Annotated in this window: 17 protein-coding genes, 1 tRNA gene and 1 pseudogene; 10 read left to right on the forward strand and 9 right to left on the reverse strand. The window is 34.6% G+C overall.

The annotated features are described in order from the left end of the window. Nucleotides 1-157: 157 nt before the first annotated feature. Entirely contained in the window at nt 158-1,105 is a 948-nt protein-coding gene (trxB, locus tag AB674_RS03890) for a thioredoxin-disulfide reductase (RefSeq protein ID WP_047774043.1), read from the reverse strand. Nucleotides 1,106-1,465: 360 nt separating this feature from the next. On the opposite strand from trxB, the gene AB674_RS03895 reads away from it, so the two are divergent. Further along, nucleotides 1,466-2,458 (forward strand): hypothetical protein, encoded by a 993-nt coding sequence (locus AB674_RS03895; RefSeq protein WP_047774045.1) that lies wholly within the window; start codon nt 1,466-1,468, stop codon nt 2,456-2,458. A gap of 63 nt (nt 2,459-2,521) precedes the next feature. Here AB674_RS03895 and AB674_RS03900 read toward each other — a convergent pair. Beyond that, nucleotides 2,522-2,596: transfer RNA gene (locus AB674_RS03900), tRNA-Pro, on the reverse strand. A gap of 331 nt (nt 2,597-2,927) precedes the next feature. Here AB674_RS03900 and AB674_RS03905 point away from each other — a divergent pair. The 6 genes from AB674_RS03905 (at nt 2,928) to AB674_RS03930 (ending at nt 8,226) form a co-directional block, all read left to right on the forward strand. Continuing rightward, nucleotides 2,928-3,695 carry a ParA family protein gene (locus AB674_RS03905; protein WP_047774047.1) on the forward strand — a complete coding sequence of 256 codons (768 nt, stop codon included), beginning with the start codon at nt 2,928-2,930 and terminating at the stop codon, nt 3,693-3,695. Between the two features lie 5 nt (nt 3,696-3,700). Continuing rightward, a complete protein-coding gene (locus AB674_RS03910; protein ID WP_047774049.1) occupies nt 3,701-4,603 on the forward strand; it encodes a ParB/RepB/Spo0J family partition protein in 903 nt (300 codons plus the stop codon). Beyond that, nucleotides 4,603-5,163: a DUF5683 domain-containing protein gene (locus tag AB674_RS03915; RefSeq protein WP_047774051.1), complete on the forward strand. Its 561-nt coding sequence runs from the start codon at nt 4,603-4,605 to the stop codon at nt 5,161-5,163. Before AB674_RS03910 ends, AB674_RS03915 begins: the two co-directional genes overlap by 1 nt. 38 nt (nt 5,164-5,201) lie before the next feature. Then, on the forward strand, nt 5,202-5,903 hold the full coding sequence (gene dapB / locus AB674_RS03920; protein ID WP_047774053.1) for a 4-hydroxy-tetrahydrodipicolinate reductase: 702 nt from the start codon (nt 5,202-5,204) through the stop codon (nt 5,901-5,903). A 57-nt stretch (nt 5,904-5,960) separates the two neighbouring features. Then, entirely contained in the window at nt 5,961-7,514 is a 1,554-nt protein-coding gene (lepB, locus tag AB674_RS03925) for a signal peptidase I (RefSeq protein WP_047774055.1), read from the forward strand. A gap of 100 nt (nt 7,515-7,614) precedes the next feature. After that, a complete protein-coding gene (locus AB674_RS03930; protein WP_047774457.1) occupies nt 7,615-8,226 on the forward strand; it encodes a WbqC family protein in 612 nt (203 codons plus the stop codon). Between the two features lie 3 nt (nt 8,227-8,229). Here AB674_RS03930 and AB674_RS03935 read toward each other — a convergent pair whose 3' ends face one another. Next, nucleotides 8,230-10,509: an outer membrane beta-barrel protein gene (locus AB674_RS03935; RefSeq protein ID WP_047774057.1), complete on the reverse strand. Its 2,280-nt coding sequence runs from the start codon at nt 10,507-10,509 to the stop codon at nt 8,230-8,232. Between the two features lie 260 nt (nt 10,510-10,769). Between AB674_RS03935 and AB674_RS22500 the strand changes: the two are divergent. Beyond that, nucleotides 10,770-10,934: pseudogene (locus tag AB674_RS22500) on the forward strand (WbqC family protein); the annotation flags it as partial. A gap of 2 nt (nt 10,935-10,936) precedes the next feature. Here the strand turns inward: AB674_RS22500 and AB674_RS03940 are convergent. The 6 genes from AB674_RS03940 to AB674_RS03965 form a co-directional block, all read right to left on the reverse strand. Then, nucleotides 10,937-11,953 (reverse strand): endonuclease/exonuclease/phosphatase family protein, encoded by a 1,017-nt coding sequence (locus AB674_RS03940; RefSeq protein WP_117610263.1) that lies wholly within the window; start codon nt 11,951-11,953, stop codon nt 10,937-10,939. A gap of 49 nt (nt 11,954-12,002) precedes the next feature. Beyond that, complete coding sequence (locus AB674_RS03945; protein ID WP_047774061.1) at nt 12,003-12,866, reverse strand: rhomboid family intramembrane serine protease; 864 nt, start codon at nt 12,864-12,866, stop codon at nt 12,003-12,005. 44 nt (nt 12,867-12,910) lie between these two features. Then, a complete protein-coding gene (locus AB674_RS03950) occupies nt 12,911-13,723 on the reverse strand; it encodes a rhomboid family intramembrane serine protease (protein ID WP_082210585.1) in 813 nt (270 codons plus the stop codon). After that, nucleotides 13,720-15,645: a DNA mismatch repair endonuclease MutL gene (mutL, locus tag AB674_RS03955; protein WP_047774459.1), complete on the reverse strand. Its 1,926-nt coding sequence runs from the start codon at nt 15,643-15,645 to the stop codon at nt 13,720-13,722. The genes AB674_RS03950 and mutL overlap by 4 nt, the downstream gene beginning before the upstream one ends. 212 nt (nt 15,646-15,857) lie before the next feature. After that, nucleotides 15,858-16,430 carry a 6,7-dimethyl-8-ribityllumazine synthase gene (ribH, locus tag AB674_RS03960; RefSeq protein WP_047774065.1) on the reverse strand — a complete coding sequence of 191 codons (573 nt, stop codon included), beginning with the start codon at nt 16,428-16,430 and terminating at the stop codon, nt 15,858-15,860. 85 nt (nt 16,431-16,515) lie between these two features. Next, nucleotides 16,516-17,295, reverse strand: a complete 780-nt coding sequence (locus tag AB674_RS03965; protein ID WP_047774067.1) for a tetratricopeptide repeat protein — start codon at nt 17,293-17,295, stop codon at nt 16,516-16,518. Nucleotides 17,296-17,684: 389 nt separating this feature from the next. On the opposite strand from AB674_RS03965, the gene recF reads away from it, so the two are divergent. Both recF and AB674_RS03975 read left to right on the forward strand, forming a co-directional pair. Next, nucleotides 17,685-18,764 (forward strand): DNA replication/repair protein RecF, encoded by a 1,080-nt coding sequence (recF, locus tag AB674_RS03970; protein ID WP_047774069.1) that lies wholly within the window; start codon nt 17,685-17,687, stop codon nt 18,762-18,764. Between the two features lie 65 nt (nt 18,765-18,829). Further along, on the forward strand, nt 18,830-19,528 hold the full coding sequence (locus tag AB674_RS03975) for a thioredoxin domain-containing protein (protein ID WP_047774071.1): 699 nt from the start codon (nt 18,830-18,832) through the stop codon (nt 19,526-19,528). The last annotated feature ends 10 nt before the right edge of the window (nt 19,529-19,538 follow it).

A 19,538-nucleotide genomic window follows, 5' to 3' on the forward strand; every position in this document is an offset into this window, starting at 1 on the left:
AATAGTAACAGATTAAAAAAATAGTTAACTCACAACTTGAATTATTTAAATAAAAACAAAAAAACCGTTTCAAAAATATGAAACGGTTTTTTACTTTATTGTAAACAGACCTCTGAGACTGTAAACTCAGACTGCAAACTGAGACTGTAAACTAAGATTATTCTTTCCCAGCCAAATATCTTTCAGCATCCAAAGCAGCCATACATCCGGTACCTGCAGCCGTAATTGCTTGACGGTACACGTGATCTGCAGCATCACCGGCTACAAAAACACCGGCTATATTGGTATTAGAAGTACCCGGAGTATTAATAATATATCCGGTTTCGTCTAAAGTAAGATAGTCTTTAAAAATATCGGTGTTTGGTTTATGACCAATTGCAACGAAAAATCCTGTTGCAGGAATATCAAAAATCTCTCCTGTTGTTTTGTTTTTAGCTCTAATAGCAGAAACTACTTGTTCGTCTCCAATAACTTCAACCGTATCGTGATTCATTAAAATCTCAATATTCTCTGTTTTACGAACACGATCTTCCATGATTTTTGAAGCTCTGAATTTTTCGCTTCTCACCAACATGGTTACTTTTTTACAGAGTTTAGACAAATAGTGTGCTTCTTCACAGGCAGAATCTCCAGCTCCAACAATAACTACTTCCTGATTGCGGTAGAAAAATCCGTCACAAACCGCGCAAGCAGAAACACCACCACCCATTTGCAAGTAATGTTGCTCTGATGGTAAACCTAAATATTTAGCCGAAGCACCAGTAGAAATAATTACCGTTTCACAATGTAATTCGATAGTATCGTTTATCCAAACTTTATGAATGTCTCCTGAAAAATCAACTTTAGTTGCCCAACCATCGCGAATATCAGCACCAAAACGTTTTGCTTGTTCTTGTAATTGAATCATCATTTCAGGACCGGTAACACCGTCAACATAACCCGGAAAATTCTCTACTTCATTTGTTGTAGTCAACTGGCCTCCCGGCTGCATTCCCTGATATAAAACTGGATTCATGTTAGCTCTGGCAGCGTAAATAGCAGCGGTATAACCTGCAGGACCAGAACCTATAATAAGGCATTTAATTTTTTCAATAAGATTTGACATAATTATGATTGTATTAATAATTGATGGTGCAAAAGTAAGTTTTTATTGTGGGATATGGGAATCCACATAATCAGTTTTTGTTATTCTGAAATAGAGCATTACAAATAGAACCAAAATAAAAAGTCTGTTCTACGGCTACAGAAAAACATTCTGACAACACTGCTGTAGTCTTTTCTTTATTACTTAAGAATAAAAGTATCAAATACTAATCAAACCCATACATAGCAAGCTGTAAGGGTGTTAAACATTTTAACTTTTCTATACTTTATAACCAAGTATTTATACCTGTTTTTAGAACCGCTCGCAGGAGTACATTTCGCTTTTGTGTATTTTTATCGATAACAACTTAAAATAAGTACTATGAAAACAAAACTACTTTTTCTTTCTATTTTTTTATTATTCTTTTTAAATGGCTACACTCAGGTAAAACGATTTACCTCTGATAGTCCTGGTTATATGAAAACAACTTATATTTTTACTGATGCTCCCAAAATAGTAAAAGTAGATGATACCGGAACCGAAATTACTGACGATGAAAATATCCCACTTCGAGCACCTATAGGGGCAAGATTTCAAGTTTACAATGAAATTAAAAACTCCAGAAATGTTATCACCCATTTTATAATAAAGTTTTTATACTATAATAACACAAAAAGAGCAAATTCTTATCTGACCTATAATGTTACAGAAACTACAGATGAAAAAGAATCCCGAAAAAGCATAAAAGAAGAGCAACTTACACCTGCAAAAGCTACCACTGCAGAAGAGTACAAACTTACCGAAAAAGCAGCCAAAACCTTAAACAAAGAAAAATTAGATGATCTTCCGGATGCCTATTTTAAAGTACCCGTTTCAGATCTTGAAAAATTTGCAGCGGTATATGTTCCACAATCAAAATATCATTTTGCATATGGGACTATAAGCTATCTGGCTAGAATTCGACCTCGCACACACGACATCCCGAGTAAATGGTCTACTGACCTTAGCCTTGGACTTGCTGCAGGACTGCGGTATGACCTTACAGAAAACTGGGCGATCACAGGACTTGGCGGTGTAGCCATAACCCGCATATCGATTGATAAAAATTCTGTTAGAAATCTTGAAATCACTACTCCAATAGAAAAACCTGCCATTACACCTAATATTAATGCTATGATTTCATACAAAAACTTCTCCTTTGGATTGGGCGCTGGTTTTGACTGGATCAATCGCGATGGAACACCGGAAGCCTCAGCATGGGTTTACAATAAAAAATTGTTTTATGGTATCTCTATTGGTATTAATGTGTTCACCAGTAATTCAGAAAACACAGTACCTCAGGATGGAGATCAGGATCAAAACAAAAAAGGATAAATAGAAAATACTATAATTTGCATAGAACAAAAAAAAGCCGAACATTTCTGTTCGGCTTTTTTGTCGGGGTGGCAGGATTCGAACCTGCGGCCTCCTGCTCCCAAAGCAGGCGCGATAACCGGGCTACGCTACACCCCGTAAGCGGCTGCAAAGATAGAACTATTTTCGGCTTATCCAAAAGAATTTTAAAAATAAGAGCAATTTATTTTACAGTCCCGTCTGCAAAAACTAAAACCGATCTTATAAACTACTGGGAATGAAAATCAAATCCCATTTACACCCTGTTCAACTTTTTTTTAAAGAATTTGAAAAAATTAAATTTTACAGCTTTTTTCCCTTAAAAATAAAAAAAATCCCCAATCAAACACGCACAAAACAACGCTTAATCGAAGTTTCTTAAATGTTAACAAAATAGATTTTCAAAAACCATAAATAATTGTATTTTTACGGTTCAAAATTCAGAAAATAAATGGGCAAAATCATTGCGATTGCTAATCAAAAAGGAGGCGTTGGAAAGACTACTACATCTGTAAATCTTGCAGCCTCATTAGGTGTTTTAGAAAAAAAAGTGTTACTGATAGATGCTGATCCTCAGGCAAATGCTACATCTGGCCTTGGGATTGATGTAGAATCTGTAGAAATTGGTACTTATCAAATACTTGAACATAGTCACACCCCAAAAGAAACTATAGTTCAATGTACCGCTCCAAATGTTGATGTGATACCTGCTCATATTGACCTTGTTGCCATCGAAATCGAATTGGTTGATAAAGAAAACAGAGAATATATGCTTAAAAAAGCATTAGAAAGTGTTAAAGACGAATACGATTATATCATTATCGACTGTGCACCTTCATTAGGTTTACTAACCTTAAATGCATTAACAGCGGCTGATTCTGTAGTTATTCCGATTCAATGTGAGTATTTCGCACTTGAAGGATTAGGAAAATTACTGAACACTATAAAAAGTATTCAAAAAATACACAACCCGGATCTTGACATTGAAGGATTATTATTAACCATGTACGACTCGAGATTGCGTTTATCCAATCAGGTTGTAGAAGAAGTGCAAAAGCACTTTAACGATATGGTTTTTGATACCGTTATTCAGCGTAATGTAAAATTAAGTGAGGCACCAAGTTTTGGAGAAAGCATCATTAATTATGACGCTACCAGTAAAGGAGCAGTTAATTACATCAATCTGGCTCAAGAAATTATAAAGAAAAACAGTAAATAGTTTTTATGACAAAAGCAATTAAAAAACAAGCCTTAGGAAGAGGATTATCAGCCTTATTAAAAGATCCGGAAAACGACATTACCTCAGTAGAAGACAAAAATGCTGACAAAGTTGTTGGAAATATAATAGAGCTTGAAATAAGTGCTATCGAAATAAATCCATTTCAACCAAGAAGTAATTTTAACGAAGAATCATTACGCGAATTAGCCACTTCTATTAAAGAACTAGGCGTAATTCAACCTATTACTGTTCGAAAATTAGATTTCAACAAATACCAGTTAATTTCCGGAGAGCGTCGTTTGCGCGCTTCGACTTTAGTGGGTTTAAATACGGTTCCTGCTTATATTCGTATTGCGAATGACAACGAATCATTGGTTATGGCTTTGGTTGAAAACATTCAACGTCATGACTTAGATCCTATTGAGATCGCTCTTTCTTACCAGCGTTTAATTGACGAAATTCAATTGACTCAGGAACAAATGAGTGAACGTGTGGGAAAAAAACGTTCTACAATTGCCAACTATTTACGTCTTTTAAAATTAGATCCGATTATCCAGACCGGTATTCGTGATGGTTTTATCAGTATGGGACACGGTAGAGCAATCATTAACATTGAAGATTTAGACATTCAGACCGATATCTATCAAAAAATAGTAAGTCAAAATTTATCTGTTCGCGAAACAGAGAGTTTGGTAAAAAACTACCACGAAAGTTTAAAACCACAGGCAGAAGGAAAACCGAAACCGGAATCTTCTTTTGAAGTCGAAGAAACTAAAAAAAGCACCTTCAACGATTATTTTGGCGCGAAAGTTGACATAAAAGTTGCCAATAACGGAAAAGGAAAAATCACAATTCCTTTTAGTTCCGAGGCCGACTTTAACAGAATTATAAAATTAATAAACGGATAGTGAATAAAATTGTCCCCATAGGATTATTGTTCTTTCTCACAGGAACCGTATCTCTTTTTGCTCAGGCAAAAGAAGACACGGTTTTGGTCGTTAAAGACACAACCAAGTTACAAGAAATTGATCCGCTAACCCCTGCAAAAGCAGCATTCTATTCTGCAATCGTACCGGGTCTCGGTCAGGCTTACAATAAAAAATATTGGAAAATACCATTGGTTTACGGAGCAATTGGTACCAGTTTATATTTCTATATCGACAACAATAAAAAATACCACGATTACCGTGACGCTTACAAAAGTCGTCTGGAAGGTAAAACCGATGACGACTATAGATACCTGGATGACAGCAGGCTTATCGCCGGACAGAAATTCTATCAGCGTAACAGAGACTTATCCGCCTTATTTATTGTAGGTTTTTATGTTTTGAATATCATCGATGCTAATGTCGATGCGGCTCTGATTCAATTTAATGTGAATGAAAGACTATCGATGCGTCCCGAAATTTATCCCAACGATGTAACGTTCAGACCAAATGTAGGACTAACTTTTAATTACACCTTTTAATAGACTTCACCTCTATTTAAAATTCAAAAAATACACAAATGAAAATTGCTCTTTTAGGATACGGAAAAATGGGTAAAGTAATCGAACGAATTGCTTTAGAAAGAGGTCATGAGATTGTTTTAAAGAAAGATGAAAACAATACCTACGACGGACTTTCAACAGCAGATGTTGCGATCGATTTTAGCGTTCCCGCTGCCGCCGTTGACAATATTACAAATTGTTTTCACTCCAATGTTCCGGTAGTATCAGGAACAACAGGATGGTTAGAACATTACGATAAAATGGAAGCCCTTTGCAACGAAAAACAAGGCGGCTTTATCTCCAGTTCTAACTTTAGTTTAGGTGTAAATGTCTTTTTCGAACTGAATGAATACTTAGCCAAAATAATGGCTCAATTTGATTCTTATAAAGTTACGATGGAAGAAATTCACCATACTCATAAACTGGATGCTCCAAGCGGAACTGCCATTTCATTAGCCAAAGGGGTTATTGAAAACAGCACCTATACCAATTGGACTATGGAGGAAGCAAAAGCAAATGAAATTTTTATTGAAGCAAAAAGAATTGGAGAGGTTCCGGGCACACACACCGTAACTTATGACTCAGTTATTGACAGCATCGAATTAAAACATACTGCCCACAACCGTGAAGGTTTTGCTCTTGGAGCCGTTATAGCTGCGGAATGGCTAGCCGGTAAAAAAGGTATTTACAGTATGAAAGACGTATTAAATTTAAAATAAACTACTTACCGTTTAAGGCCTAATTTTTCTTAAACCTTAAACTTAAAACAAAATATTATGACACTATATCTTTGGTTTATTTTTTTCCTGGCCGTACAAGTTATTCATTTTTTAGGAACATGGAAAATGTATCAGGCAGCCGGAAGAAAAAGTTGGGAAGCTGCAATTCCGGTATACAATGCTATTGTTTTAATGAAAATAATTGGCCGACCAACCTGGTGGACTTTACTGCTTTTTATCCCTATTATCAACCTGATTATGTTTCCGGTTGTTTGGGTAGAAACCTTAAGAACATTTGGTAAAAAAACCACTTTAGATACGGTTTTGGGGATATTTACTTTAGGATTCTATATCTATTATGTAAGCCATACTCAGAAGTTAGTATACACAAAAGACAGAAAATTAACTCCCGAAAATAAAGCAGCTGACACGGTAAGCTCTTTGCTTTTTGCGATAATAGTAGCGACACTGGTTCATACTTATATTGTACAACCTTACACGATTCCAACTTCTTCGTTAGAAAAATCATTATTAATTGGTGACTTTCTATTTGTAAGCAAAGTAAATTATGGTCCAAGAGTCCCTATGACAACGGTAGCTTTACCAATGGTTCATGATTCTATCCCTTTAACTAAGCAAAAATCATATCTGAAATGGCCACAATTGCCGTATTTCAGACTACCAGCCTTAGAAAAAATCAAACGATGTGACATTGTCGTTTTTAACTGGCCTGCTGATACCGTACATTATTTCTACGAACCAAAAGGAAGACCAGGAGTCATCAAACCAATCGACAAAAAATCGAATTACGTAAAAAGATGTGTTGGTATTCCCGGAGACAGTCTGTCTATAAAAGACGGTTTGGTTTTCATCAACGGAAAAAAATTAGTTTTACCGGAAAGAGCTAAACCTCAATATTCTTATGCTGTTGCGTTGGATGGAAAAACGTCAATAGACTTTGAATCACTACTAAGAGAATTAGATATTACAGACCGCGCCGGTTTTAAAAGCGAGAAAAGAGATACGCTTTATTTTGCCGCTTTGACTGAAGCCAGCGCTGAAAGAATAAAAAACACACCTGGAGTAACCGCAGTAAAAAGAGAAATCGACAGAGGAAACGACAATGCTATTTTTCCACATATCGACAAATGGAGTCAGGACAATTTTGGTCCAATCTATATTCCGGAAGCAGGAAAAACAGTTGCTTTAAACAATGTATCGTTGCCTTTTTATAAAGAAATCATCACTAATTACGAAGGAAACACCTTAGAAATAAAAGGTTCCCAGTTCTTAATTAATGGAAAACCGGCTACAACTTATACCTTCAAACAAAACTATTACTGGATGATGGGAGACAACCGTCACAACTCTGAAGATAGTCGTTATTGGGGTTACGTTCCCGAAAATCACATTGTAGGTAAACCCGTTTTCATCTGGATGAGCTGGGATACCAACGGAAAAGGGATTAATCAAGTTCGTTGGGACCGCGTTTTCACAACCGTAGATGGCGAAGGGCAACCACAATCTTACTTTAAATACTTCTTAATTCTACTGGCAGCTTATTTTGTTGGAGATTTTTTCTGGAGAAAAAGAAAAGAAAACAAAGCATAAATAGAAGTTTTTTTGTTTCAGGTTTCAAGTTTCAGGTTTTGTTTAAGAACATGAAACCTGAAACTTGAAACCTGAAACTTTTAAACAAAAACACAAAACAATGAATTCCTTATTACTTCCTACCTATTTTCCGTCCATCAGCCACTTTGCAGTTATGGCTCAATCTGAAAATATTACTTTTGAGATGGAAGATAATTTCCAGAAACAAACCAACCGTAACCGTACTTATATCTACAGTCCAAACGGGATACAGTTACTAAACATCCCTGTTAAACATTCAAAAGCAGCACATCAAAAAACCAAAGAGGTTTTGATTGAGAATGAATTTGACTGGCAGAAACAACATTTTAAATCTCTGGAAGCAGCGTACAGAAGCTCTCCCTTTTTTGAATTTTTTGAAGACGACATTCTTCCTGTTTTTGAAAAAAAACATACTTTTTTGATGGATTTAAACCTTGAAGTATTCGAGATTGTTACCAAATGTCTGCGAATGAAAATTGAATTCGGCAAAACAACAGAGTACTTTCACGAAGCAGAAAACATAACCGACTTCAGATACTTGGCAAACGGAAAAAAAGACGCTAATACCTTCGAAAAATACCCTCAGGTGTTTGACGACAAACATGGTTTCATCAACAACCTAAGTGTATTGGACTTGCTTTTTAATGAAGGGAAATTTGCTGTGGATTATTTGAAGACTCAGAAAATCTAAAAGCTACCTTCTCACATCATTATTATTTATATCCTGAGAATCTATTTTGTCGCTGAATTTCTTGCCAAAATTATAAGTTAAAATCAGCAACAAATTTCTTGAATTATTTGTAGTTTCAACTTTTTGATAAAAATTACCATTATTACTTATATCGGTAAATCCACTAGCTGATTTACCCAGCAAGTTTCTACCATATAAACTAATGTTTATCTTGTCTTTTAATAGATTTGTGCTAATATTAAAATCAAGATATGGTTCTGTTATTCTCTTTGACAATAAGGAATAATTAGGGCCATCTTGCCTCCCTGAAAAGGAAACCGAAATTTTATCTTGTAAAAACTTCGTACTTAAATTTATATTTCCTTTAAAAGTAAAGCCACTATTTTTTTCGATTACCGCCATTTCGCTATTGTCTTCGTAAACATTATAATCAAAGCCTGAATTAATATTAGTCATTATTTTTTTAAACAATTTTGTTTTCACTCCCACATTAAAGCCTGATGAATTATACTTTGCAGCATTGTCAAGTGTTTGAATCAATAATTCACCCTCTTTTCTGTACACCTCTGCTATTGCATTATTGATAGATTCGTGATAAAATTTTATTGAAAAACTATCGGACTTTACTGATTTACTAAAAGTCAATGAATAATAATCTCTTAATTCCGGGTCTAAATTCTCATTACCCTGTTTTGCTAATCCCGGATATATCACTATAATACTATTATTCAAGTCACTGGCATCCGGCCGTAAAACTTTTCTGGAATAACTAAATTTAGCATCCAGTGTATTCTGAAAATGATAAATTCCATTAAATGTTGGCAGTACTAAGTTATAGTTCTGGTTTAAAACATTATTACTATTATTCGTGTTTTCAAAAGTCAAAGCTATTTCTGTCGAAATCTTACCGGACCAATCCGTATCTAATTCTACTGAAGCATCGACAACTTTTTGATTGAGAAAATAAGTACTGTCAAAAAAAGTATAGTCTCTATTAATAAATTTCAGATCAGAATAAAAACTCATATTTTTTTTAAAAAAAGTCATGTTCTCTGCTTCCAGATCCAATGCAATTGACAGCTCCTTATTCTTAGATCGAACATCATAGTATTTTAAGTCTTGATGCTCATAATCAAATATATTATCATCCACTTTTCTATAGATTGAATAAGCCCCTTTTACGAAAAAAGTCATGTTTTCTTTAAGAGAATGACTGAAAACTGAGGCCAAATTCCATTGACTATTTATTTCTTTTCCTTTTTTCGTAAAAAGTTCAACCTTTTCATCATTCGCCACTGATAATCCGTTCGCGATGCTTTTAAACTTATATCCGGAAAATGCATTCGTAAAAGTAATATTTGATTTCTCTGACAATTTAATACCTGCTCGCGTATTAAAATTCGCCTGATTTCCTTTTGATTTATTTCTATTATCCTGAAAAAAAACACCTTCTTCGTCATTTCTAATGGTTTTAAAATCGATGTTACTATCGTTATTCAAAAATCTAAAATTGGATCTCAAGGCAAATCTTCCTTTTTTATACGTAAAAGCGGGGTTCACAGACCAATAATTATTACTTGCACCGACAGTACCTCCAAGGCTTCCTTTTATAAATTCTTCTGCTCTTTTTTTAGTGATAACATTTATTATAGCCCCTAAAAACTCCGAACCATATAGTGTTGATGATGGATTTGATATCACTTCAACTTTATCAATATCAATTGCAGCAATATTTTGCAGTTCGTTTGACATTGCTTCTATCCCATCAATAAAAATTTTAGCGCTTAGCACTCCATCCACAATTCCCTTCTCTTCAATTTTATTAAAATAGACATTTGGGACGGTACTTAAAACCTCTCCAGCTTTCGCATTTTTTAAAAAATCTTTTGAATCAATCTTATAAATCGATTTTCGGGCAGTGTGTACTATTCGTGATTCAGATTTAATTATTACTTCATTCAGTTCCTTTGGTTCATCACTATCAAGATAAATATTATTATCTCCTTTTAGATTCTCAATTCTATGATAATAGGTTTTATAACCCGGTTTACTTACTATTAGAAACAAAGTATCATTCTCTTTAGCAGTTATATTAGAAAATTTATACAAACCCTTTTTATCACTTATTGCAAATTTCGAAAGCTTATTACTTTTTAATTCAATTACAACGTCTATTAAAGCTGATTTATCAGAAAAAATTTTCCCGCCGATATCTGCACTACTATTCTGAGAGAAGCAATTTATCAGTACAAAGAAAAATACAATAGAAAAATTTAAATTCATTGAAAGCCGCTATATTGGTTTAATAAAAATGTTTCCCAAAAATGAATCTAGGAAACATTTAGAATTAATGTACTACAATTCAATTCATTAGATTTGACCAAAGCATCACTTTAAATATTGTTCAATAATACATGGAAGAAAAAAAAATGAAATTAGTTTTTTATAAAAACATACTAATAATACTATTAATTTTTTAAATATACGAACTTCAAGTAAGCTCACAAAATAATAACTAAGAAAATTCCTAAAAAAAATAAAGTTTCAGATACTTGGCAAACGGAAAAAAAGACACTAATACCTTCGAAAAATACCCTCAGGTGTTTGACGACAAACATGGTTTCATCAACAACTTAAGTGTATTGGATTTGCTTTTTAATGAAGGGAAATTTGCTGTGGATTATTTGAAGACTCAGAAGATACAGTAGTCTTACTCCATTGAAAGCCTCGTCATAATAGGATAATGATCGGAGTTTTCGAAATCAGAGAAGCTTTCGAATTGTTTTACTTTTATTTTACTGTCTGTAAAAATATAATCGATTCGCGCCGGATAATAGCGGAATTTATAGGTAGCACCAAACCCTTCACCTGCTTCCTCAAAAGTATCTTTTAATTTTCCTCTTATACTTCTGTATACATACGAAAAAGGGCTGTTATTCATGTCGCCACAAATAATAATCGGGTTTTTACATTGTTTAATATTTTCCTTAAAAATCTCAGCCTGCTCTTGTTGCTGTCTGAATCCTTTGCTGATTCGGGTATAAATCAACTGAGATTTCTCCTGGTTTACGTTATCGATATTATTTGAAATATCACTAACATCGGGTGAAATCTTAATCGACTGCAAGTGCATATTGTAGACACGAATCACATCTTTACCACGTTTTATATCGGCATAGATTACATTATTGTCCGATTTAGGAAATATAATATTCCCCTGATACAGAATTGGAAATTTAGAAAATATAGCCTGTCCTGTTTTGATCTGATTGCCATCAATAAAAATATAACGGTGCGGATAGACCTTTAAGTCAATGTGAGCCGAATTAGAATATTCCTGAATGCAGAGAATATCAGGATCTTTCTCATCAATAAAAGCTTTAATATTCGAAGGAACATCATCACGATCCAGCCACTTAAAAACATTAAACAGACGAACATTATAACTCATTACAGAGAAATCCTTTTCTGTTTTCACATAGTCTTTGGCAGAGAATTTATAAAATTTACTGATAAAGGTAATTCCCGTCAGCAATACCAAACCGGATAAAATAAGACGTTTTTTAAACTGAATTGCCCAGTAGACAAAGAAGAACCCATTCAACACAAAAAAGGCCGGCATAAAGAGCGTTAAAACCGATAAAAGCGGAAAACTCTTGGGCGCCAAAAAAGGTAAAATATAGATGCTGAATGTCACTACAGTAAGTACTATATTCAAAAAGAACATCAATTTATTAAACCACGACAGGTTTTGCATGCTTTCTTTATTACAAGGATTATTTTCCTGCTTTAAATAAAAATTCTTTTTCTTCTTTAGTCAGACAATCGTAGCCGGATTGGCTGATTTTATCCAAAATTTCGTCAATTTGTTGTTGCGTTTTGTCTTTCGTAACAATCTTCGAAATCGGTTTTTCTGTAGGTTTCTTATAATTCTTATGAACCGTCTTGAAAGGGGTTGTAGGTGATTTTCGGAACAAATTAGAGAAAAAATCTATTGTTTTGGAAACCACGATACTCAAGTCAGTACCATTTTGAAGCAATTTAATAAAAATAAAACCAAAAACAGCACCTGCTAAGTGCGAAATATGTCCACCCATATTCCCAAGGCGGAATTGCATTAAATCTAAAATTAAAATGACTGCCGTAATGTGCCAAAGCTTCACATTTCCAATCAATAACAAACGGATATTCATTAAAGGCTGATAGGTTGTTGTAGCCACTAAAATTGCCATAATTGCAGCCGAAGCACCGACAATAGATGCGGCACTATTTAAGAAATAATAACTTAAGGCAAAAACAACTCCGGCAAAAACAGCACTTAAAAGATACAATCCCAAATATTGCTTTTGCGTAAAAAAGGTCAAAAACAAATTACTGGCAAAATTAAGCACCATCATATTAAACAGCAAATGGAAAAATCCATCATGAAAAAAGGCATACGTTAAAAAGGTCCAGGGCTTAAATAAAAAAACCTGAGGGTCTGATGACAAAGCCAACCAACCCGGAAAGGCAAATTGTCCGACTGAAAATTGATAAAAGAACACCAAGGAGATCATAAAACAAGCAATGTTCCAATAAATAACACGCATGGCGATGCCTCCTAATTTATACTGTAATTTTAAATCATCCAGAATATTCATAAAAGCCTTTTTAAGTTTCTATTTTTCGATATTAAAATTAAAAATTAATTCCAACGATTCTTATTAAATTGATTCTTTTTCCAATACAACATCATTAAAAAACCGGTTATTGCCCCACCAATATGAGCAAAGTGCGCAATTCCTGTTCCTCCGCTGCCAAATATAGAACTTCCTTTAAATCCTAAAAACAAGTCGACAGCCAAAATTCCCGGAACAAAATACTTTGCTTTAATCGGAATTGGAATAAACATCAATGCCAGTTCTGCATTAGGAAACATAAAAGCAAAAGCCGTTAATAAACCATAAATAGCTCCTGACGCTCCTAAAACAGTTGATCCTGTAATTCCATTAGCCTGAGCCAGAATATTAAACTGTTCTTGTGTACAATGTACCTTATTCAAAATAGTAGAAACAGCACCGGGATTCATTTGTCCGTCAGCATTAAATAAAAATTTAAAATCTGTATTTAAAATCAATTGGAGCTCAGATTTTGATAAATTTAAATTAGCAACTGAATCTAAAAGAGAATGCAATTGTACATAATTCACAGCAGTATGCAACAGCGCCGCACCTAAACCACATGAAATATAGAAAAACAGAAATTTCTTTCCACCCCAAAAATGCTCTAATGCAGAACCGAAGCTATATAATGCAAACATATTAAACAAAATATGCATCAAATTCGGATACTTAGCATGCATAAACATATGTGTAATCGGCTGCCAAACCCTAAAACTGGTACTCTCCGGATAAAAAAGTGCCAGATAGTCATAAGAAATCGGGACAAGTTGCGATCCTATAAAAAAGATAATATTTATTATCAATAACTGTTTTACTACGGGAGTCATGTTCATCATAAGGCAAACTTTTTATCTATATCCTCAACACGCATGGTGATGAAGGTAGGTTTCTGAAAAGGTGAAATATTGGGGTCTTTACAAGCAAACAATCCGTTAACCAGATTATCCTGTTCTTTCTCGGTTAAATAAGACCCGGTTTTAACCGCTAAACTTTTAGCCATTGATTTGGCAATGGTATCATTCTGACTGTAACTACTTGCTGGAATTCCGTCTTGCAAATCACTTAACAATTGTTCGATTACAAGCGAAACTTCACTTTCTGTAATATTCACGGGAATACCGGAAATCACAATATGATCCGCCTTTGCTGCGTCAAAAACAAAACCGGTTGTTTCTAATGAAGGTTTCAATTCTTCGATCAATTCCATTTCTGCTGACGAATAAAACAAGTCCAACGGAAACAACAATTGCTGACTGGAAGCTTGATTTACGGTCATATTCAACAAAAATTGCTCGTACAAAATACGCTGATGTGCGCGTTGCTGATCGACAATAACCATTCCCGATTTTATAGGAGAAACGATATACTTTTTATGAATTTGATAAGTCTTCTGAATGGCTTGCTCTACATCTTCATCATTAAACAAAGACGAAGTAACTTCCTCATTTTCGAAAGTAAAAGGAGAACTTTCTATACTTTCCGTCTCTAAACCAACGTACAAACTTTCCCAACTTGCGGTAGGCTCTACTCTTTTAGAATATCCTGAATAAGAACCGGAACCGGAGGAGTACGAACCCGATCCTGAACCTGAACTACCGGAAGAACCGGATCCTGAACTGGATTTAGAGTAATGCTGATTGGTTTTGTCATCTGTAAACGGATTAAAAGTACCATCTACCTGAATGGTTGGCGTTTCGCCTTCTAAATCTTTATAATGATACGGTGTGTCTAAATTAGAATCCCGATCAAAATCAAGCACAGGAGCCACATTAAATTGCCCTAAACTATGTTTGATTGACGCTCTTAAAATAGCATACAACGCTTGTTCATCGTCAAACTTGATTTCTGTTTTGGTCGGATGAATGTTGATATCGATTGTATTTGGCGGAACTTGCAGGTACAAGAAATAACTGGGTTGCGAACCGTCTTTCAAAAGTCCGTCGTAAGCCGCCATTACAGCGTGGTGCAAATAACCACTTTTTATAAAACGATCGTTTACAAAAAAGAACTGCTCTCCCCTGTTTTTCTTAGCAAATTCAGGTTTACAAACAAATCCCTGAACATTTATAATCTCTGTATCTTCGTTTACCGGAACTAATTTTTCATTGGTTTTACCGGACATCATCCCTACAATTCGCTGACGGTATCCCGCAGCCGGCAAATTATACAATTCGCTGCCGTTATGATAAAAAGTAAAATGAATATTAGGATGCGCCAAGGCTACACGCTGAAACTCATCCATAACATGGCGAAATTCAACCGTATCTGATTTCAAGAAATTACGTCGGGCTGGAATATTAAAAAATAAATTCTTAACAGCAAATGAAGTCCCTTTTGGCAGAACAGCCACTTCCTGAGAAACAAACTTACTGCCTTCAATAACAATATGCGTTCCCAGTTCTTCCTGATCTTGTTTGGTTTTCATTTCCATGTGCGCAATCGCCGCAATAGAAGCCAATGCTTCTCCACGAAAACCTTTGGTATGCAGCGAAAATAAATCTTCGGCCTGACGGATTTTAGAAGTTGCATGACGTTCAAAACACAAACGTGCATCGGTCACACTCATTCCCATACCATTATCAATAACCTGAACCAGCGCTTTTCCGGCCTCTTTAATAATTAGCTTAATGTCGGTTGCTTTTGCATCAACAGCATTTTCTAATAGCTCTTTTACAACAGAAGCGGGTCTTTGAACCACCTCTCCAGCAGCAATTTGATTAGCAACGTGATCAGGAAGTAATTGAATAATACTCGACATTAAGAAATTTGGGTTTAAGGTTCTGTCCTCGATTTCAGCCAACTGCAAAATCTCAGATTGATATTGTTAATTTTATCTGGTTTTAAAAACCAAGGTGTACAAATTTAATGAATTTTGATGGTGATTCAGAGCATCTAAACTCATAAAAAAAACAAAAAACCTATACTATTTTTACACAGTATAGGTTTTAGTATTTTTAAAACGATTGTGTTTTATTTTTTCTCTATCTTTTTTTGTGTTTCTTCAATTTGAAGTGCACCTGAAGACAACAAAGGCTGATTGAACGGATGTGACATAGAGGCTTGTTGACGGATGTAGGCCATTTTTATAGCTGCAATTGCCGCTTCTGTTCCTTTGTTTCCGTGAATTCCGCCACTTCTGTCAATAGATTGTTGCATCGTATTATCAGTCAAAACACAAAAAATAACCGGAATATCTGTTTGAACATTCAGATCTTTAATTCCTTGTGTTACGCCTTCACACACAAAATCAAAATGTTTCGTCTCTCCCTGGATTACGCATCCAATTACGATAACGGCGTCAACATTTTGGGTCTGAAGCATTTTTTTTGCGCCATAAATCAGCTCAAAACTTCCCGGAACATTCCAACGGATAATTTGTCGAGCCGGAACATCACAATCAACCAGGGCATCAAATGCACCATTGTAAAGTCCTTCTGTTATCGTTTCATTCCACTCAGAAACAACAATCCCAAATCGAAAGTCTTTCGCATTTGGGATTGTGTTTTTATCGTATTCTGATAAATTTTTATTTTCGGTAGCCATCTTTATATTTAAGATTTTAGATTTTACTTTAGATTTCAGATTCTGAAATACAAATCTACAATCTAAAATCTACATTCTAATATTTTTATTGCGCTAATCCAATCAATACATCAACAGAAGCAGCTTCCGGAGTTGCATCGAAGTTTTCTTTGATGTCTGTAAAATACTTTAAAGCATCTTCTTTTTGACCTAAAGCCAAAGCAGTTTTACCGGCTTTTAGCAAGAAACGAGGTGTTGTAAAATCGTTTTTATTAGATTCAGCTGCTTTTACATAATAGCTTAAAGCTTCTTTTTGTTGATTTTTTTGAGAGTAAGCATCTCCGATTGCTCCTTTAGCCAAAGCACTTAAAATCAAATCTTCTGATTTAAAGTCCCCTAAATATTTAATAGCATCATCAAATTTACCTGTATTCAAATAAGCCATACCTGCATAGTAGTTTGCTAGGTTTCCAGCATCAGTTCCAGAATATTCGTCAGCAATTTTCACAAATCCGAATTTCCCTTCAGAACCGTTTAATGCCAATTTGTATAAAGAATCACTAGCTACACCGTCTGTTGCTTTTTGAAAATTTTGTTGAGCAACAAACATTTCGTTTGCAGCCTCATCTTGCTTAGGCGCTTCAATAAATTTTTGGTAAGCCAAATATCCAATTGTCGCAACCGCAATACCGGCAACTAAACCAATAATGATTTTTTGATTTTTAGCAACCCAATCCTCAGTTTTAGAAGCAGTTTCATCTAACTTAGAAAAAACACCAGCTGTTGTGCTGTCTTTCTCGTCAATGATTACTTGTTGTTCCTCATTTACTTCTTTAACTTCCTTTTCTTTTGGTGCTTTATATCCTCTTTTATTGTAAGTAGCCATTTAAAATTAATTTAGTGAACGGCAAAAATAAAATTTTTATTGAAACCGACGTAAAAAAAATCAATTTTATCACTATTTTAGAAAAAATAATTTCAAATCTCCTAAGTCCTTCCACTTCAGCAACAAAATAATTCATCCTCAAAAGCACTAAAAGTCTTTTATATCGATATTTTTCGATAATTTGCACCCTCAAATTTTATGGTTTCCAAACCTGGCTTATCTCTGCTCAAACTATTGTTTTTGCTACAGATTTCACCAATTATCACTGATTTAAAAAGACCAAAAAGAAGTTTTAACAAACCAGTTCTTTCAAATCGGAGGCAGAAAAAACGAATCTGAAAGAAAAAGTACTGCTACAGAACAACCAATTTTATCCTTAGAGCTTAAAAATGCATTTAAACAAAATCTCTTTATTCAATTATAAAAATTTCTCCGAAGTCAGTTTTGACTTCGACACTAAGATTAATTGTTTTGTTGGAAAAAACGGAATTGGAAAAACGAATGTACTCGACGCTATTTATCATTTGGCGTACGGAAAAAGTTATTTCAATCCCTTGGCCGTGCAAAACATCAAACATGGTGAAGAGTTTTTTGTAATTGATGCGGAATTAGAGAAAAACGACAGAACGGAACAAATTGTTTGCAGCTTAAAAAAAGGGCAGAAAAAAATCTTAAAAAGAAACGGCAAGGCTTACGATAAATTCTCGGACCACATCGGATTTATTCCTTTGGTAATCATTTCGCCTGCCGATCGTGATTTAATTGTGGAAGGTAGCGAAACACGTCGTAAATTTATGGACAGTGTGATCTCGCAATTAGACAGCACTTACCTGCAACAACTTATACAATATCAGAAAATAATTGTACAGCGAAATGCGCTATTAAAGTATTTTGCGCTCAATCACGTTTTTGACAACGATACCTTATCTATATATAATGAGCAATTAAATGTTTTTGGAAAATCTATTTTTGAAAAACGAAAAGACTTCCTGGAACAATTCATTCCTATATTCAACAAACATCATCAATCCATAACCGGCTCTGAAGAAACGGTACAGCTGGTTTATGAAAGTCATTTGTTTGAAAAAGACTTATTGACTCTTTTACAAGAAACCATCAATAAGGATCGTGCTTTACATTATACAAGTGCCGGTGTGCATAAGGATGATTTATCATTTGAAATTGACTCCTATCCGATCAAAAAATTCGGTTCACAGGGGCAGCAAAAGTCCTTTTTGATTGCTTTAAAATTGGCCCAGTTTGAATTTCTAAAAAAACAGAGTGGTGTAAAACCGCTTTTGCTTTTTGATGATATTTTTGACAAACTAGACGAAAGTCGTGTTGCAAAAATCATCGAGATGGTCAACAGTGAAACGTTTGGTCAACTTTTTATTTCTGATACGCATCCGGAACGTACTGAAACAATCGTAAAATCGACACATCAGAGTTACAAGATCTTTAATTTATGATTTCATTCAGAATACAAAAATGAAAAATCATTACTTTAGCGGTACTATTTTAAAAATCAAGTCCCATGAAATTCTTTTCAACATTACTGCTACTAACCGTATTTACCATTACATCTTGCAACCAAAAACAGACAAACTCTTTTGAGGAAATCAGCCCGAAAGTATTTGCAGAAAAAATAAAAACTACCGAAAACCCTCAAATCTTAGACGTTAGAACCCCTGATGAATTTGCATCTGAACACATAGACAATGCCATAAATGTTAACTGGAATGACGAAGATTTCGCTACAAAAGCGGCAACTTACGACAAATCTAAACCTGTTTTTGTTTATTGTTTAAGTGGTGGAAGAAGTAAAAAAGCGGCTGCAAAACTAAACGAATTAGGTTTTACGACAGTATACGAATTAGAAGGCGGAATCATGAGCTGGAACGCAGAAGGATTATCTAAACCATCAACCGCCCAAATCGGAATGACTCAGGATGATTTTAATAAATTACTGAATACGGACAAAAAAGTTTTAGTAGACTTTTACGCCGAATGGTGTGGTCCCTGCAAACAAATGGAACCGTACTTATTGAAAATGCAAAAAGAAATGGGAGATCAGGTAACCATTATTCGAATCGATGTGGACAAAAACAAAACATTGACTACAGAAATGAAAATAGACCAACTTCCAACTATGTTTTTATACGAGAAAAAAGAAGTCAAATGGAGAAACGTAGGTTTCATCAGCGAACAGGACTTAAAAAAACAACTGCAATAAACTCCCGACT

This window comes from Flavobacterium sp. ABG, assembly GCF_001027725.1.
In the GTDB taxonomy this organism is placed as follows: Bacteria; Bacteroidota; Bacteroidia; order Flavobacteriales; family Flavobacteriaceae; genus Flavobacterium; species Flavobacterium cupriresistens.

Coding starts and splice junctions, on each gene's coding strand:
- trxB (WP_047774043.1), bottom strand. CDS start 1,105: ATGTCAAATCTTATTGAAAAAATTAAATGCCTTATTATAGGTTCTGGT.
- AB674_RS03895 (WP_047774045.1), top strand. CDS start 1,466: ATGAAAACAAAACTACTTTTTCTTTCTATTTTTTTATTATTCTTTTTA.
- AB674_RS03905 (WP_047774047.1), top strand. CDS start 2,928: ATGGGCAAAATCATTGCGATTGCTAATCAAAAAGGAGGCGTTGGAAAG.
- AB674_RS03910 (WP_047774049.1), top strand. CDS start 3,701: ATGACAAAAGCAATTAAAAAACAAGCCTTAGGAAGAGGATTATCAGCC.
- dapB (WP_047774053.1), top strand. CDS start 5,202: ATGAAAATTGCTCTTTTAGGATACGGAAAAATGGGTAAAGTAATCGAA.
- lepB (WP_047774055.1), top strand. CDS start 5,961: ATGACACTATATCTTTGGTTTATTTTTTTCCTGGCCGTACAAGTTATT.
- AB674_RS03930 (WP_047774457.1), top strand. CDS start 7,615: ATGAATTCCTTATTACTTCCTACCTATTTTCCGTCCATCAGCCACTTT.
- AB674_RS03935 (WP_047774057.1), bottom strand. CDS start 10,509: ATGAATTTAAATTTTTCTATTGTATTTTTCTTTGTACTGATAAATTGC.
- AB674_RS03940 (WP_117610263.1), bottom strand. CDS start 11,953: ATGTTCTTTTTGAATATAGTACTTACTGTAGTGACATTCAGCATCTAT.
- AB674_RS03945 (WP_047774061.1), bottom strand. CDS start 12,866: ATGAATATTCTGGATGATTTAAAATTACAGTATAAATTAGGAGGCATC.
- AB674_RS03950 (WP_082210585.1), bottom strand. CDS start 13,723: ATGATGAACATGACTCCCGTAGTAAAACAGTTATTGATAATAAATATT.
- mutL (WP_047774459.1), bottom strand. CDS start 15,645: ATGTCGAGTATTATTCAATTACTTCCTGATCACGTTGCTAATCAAATT.
- ribH (WP_047774065.1), bottom strand. CDS start 16,430: ATGGCTACCGAAAATAAAAATTTATCAGAATACGATAAAAACACAATC.
- AB674_RS03965 (WP_047774067.1), bottom strand. CDS start 17,295: ATGGCTACTTACAATAAAAGAGGATATAAAGCACCAAAAGAAAAGGAA.
- recF (WP_047774069.1), top strand. CDS start 17,685: ATGCATTTAAACAAAATCTCTTTATTCAATTATAAAAATTTCTCCGAA.
- AB674_RS03975 (WP_047774071.1), top strand. CDS start 18,830: ATGAAATTCTTTTCAACATTACTGCTACTAACCGTATTTACCATTACA.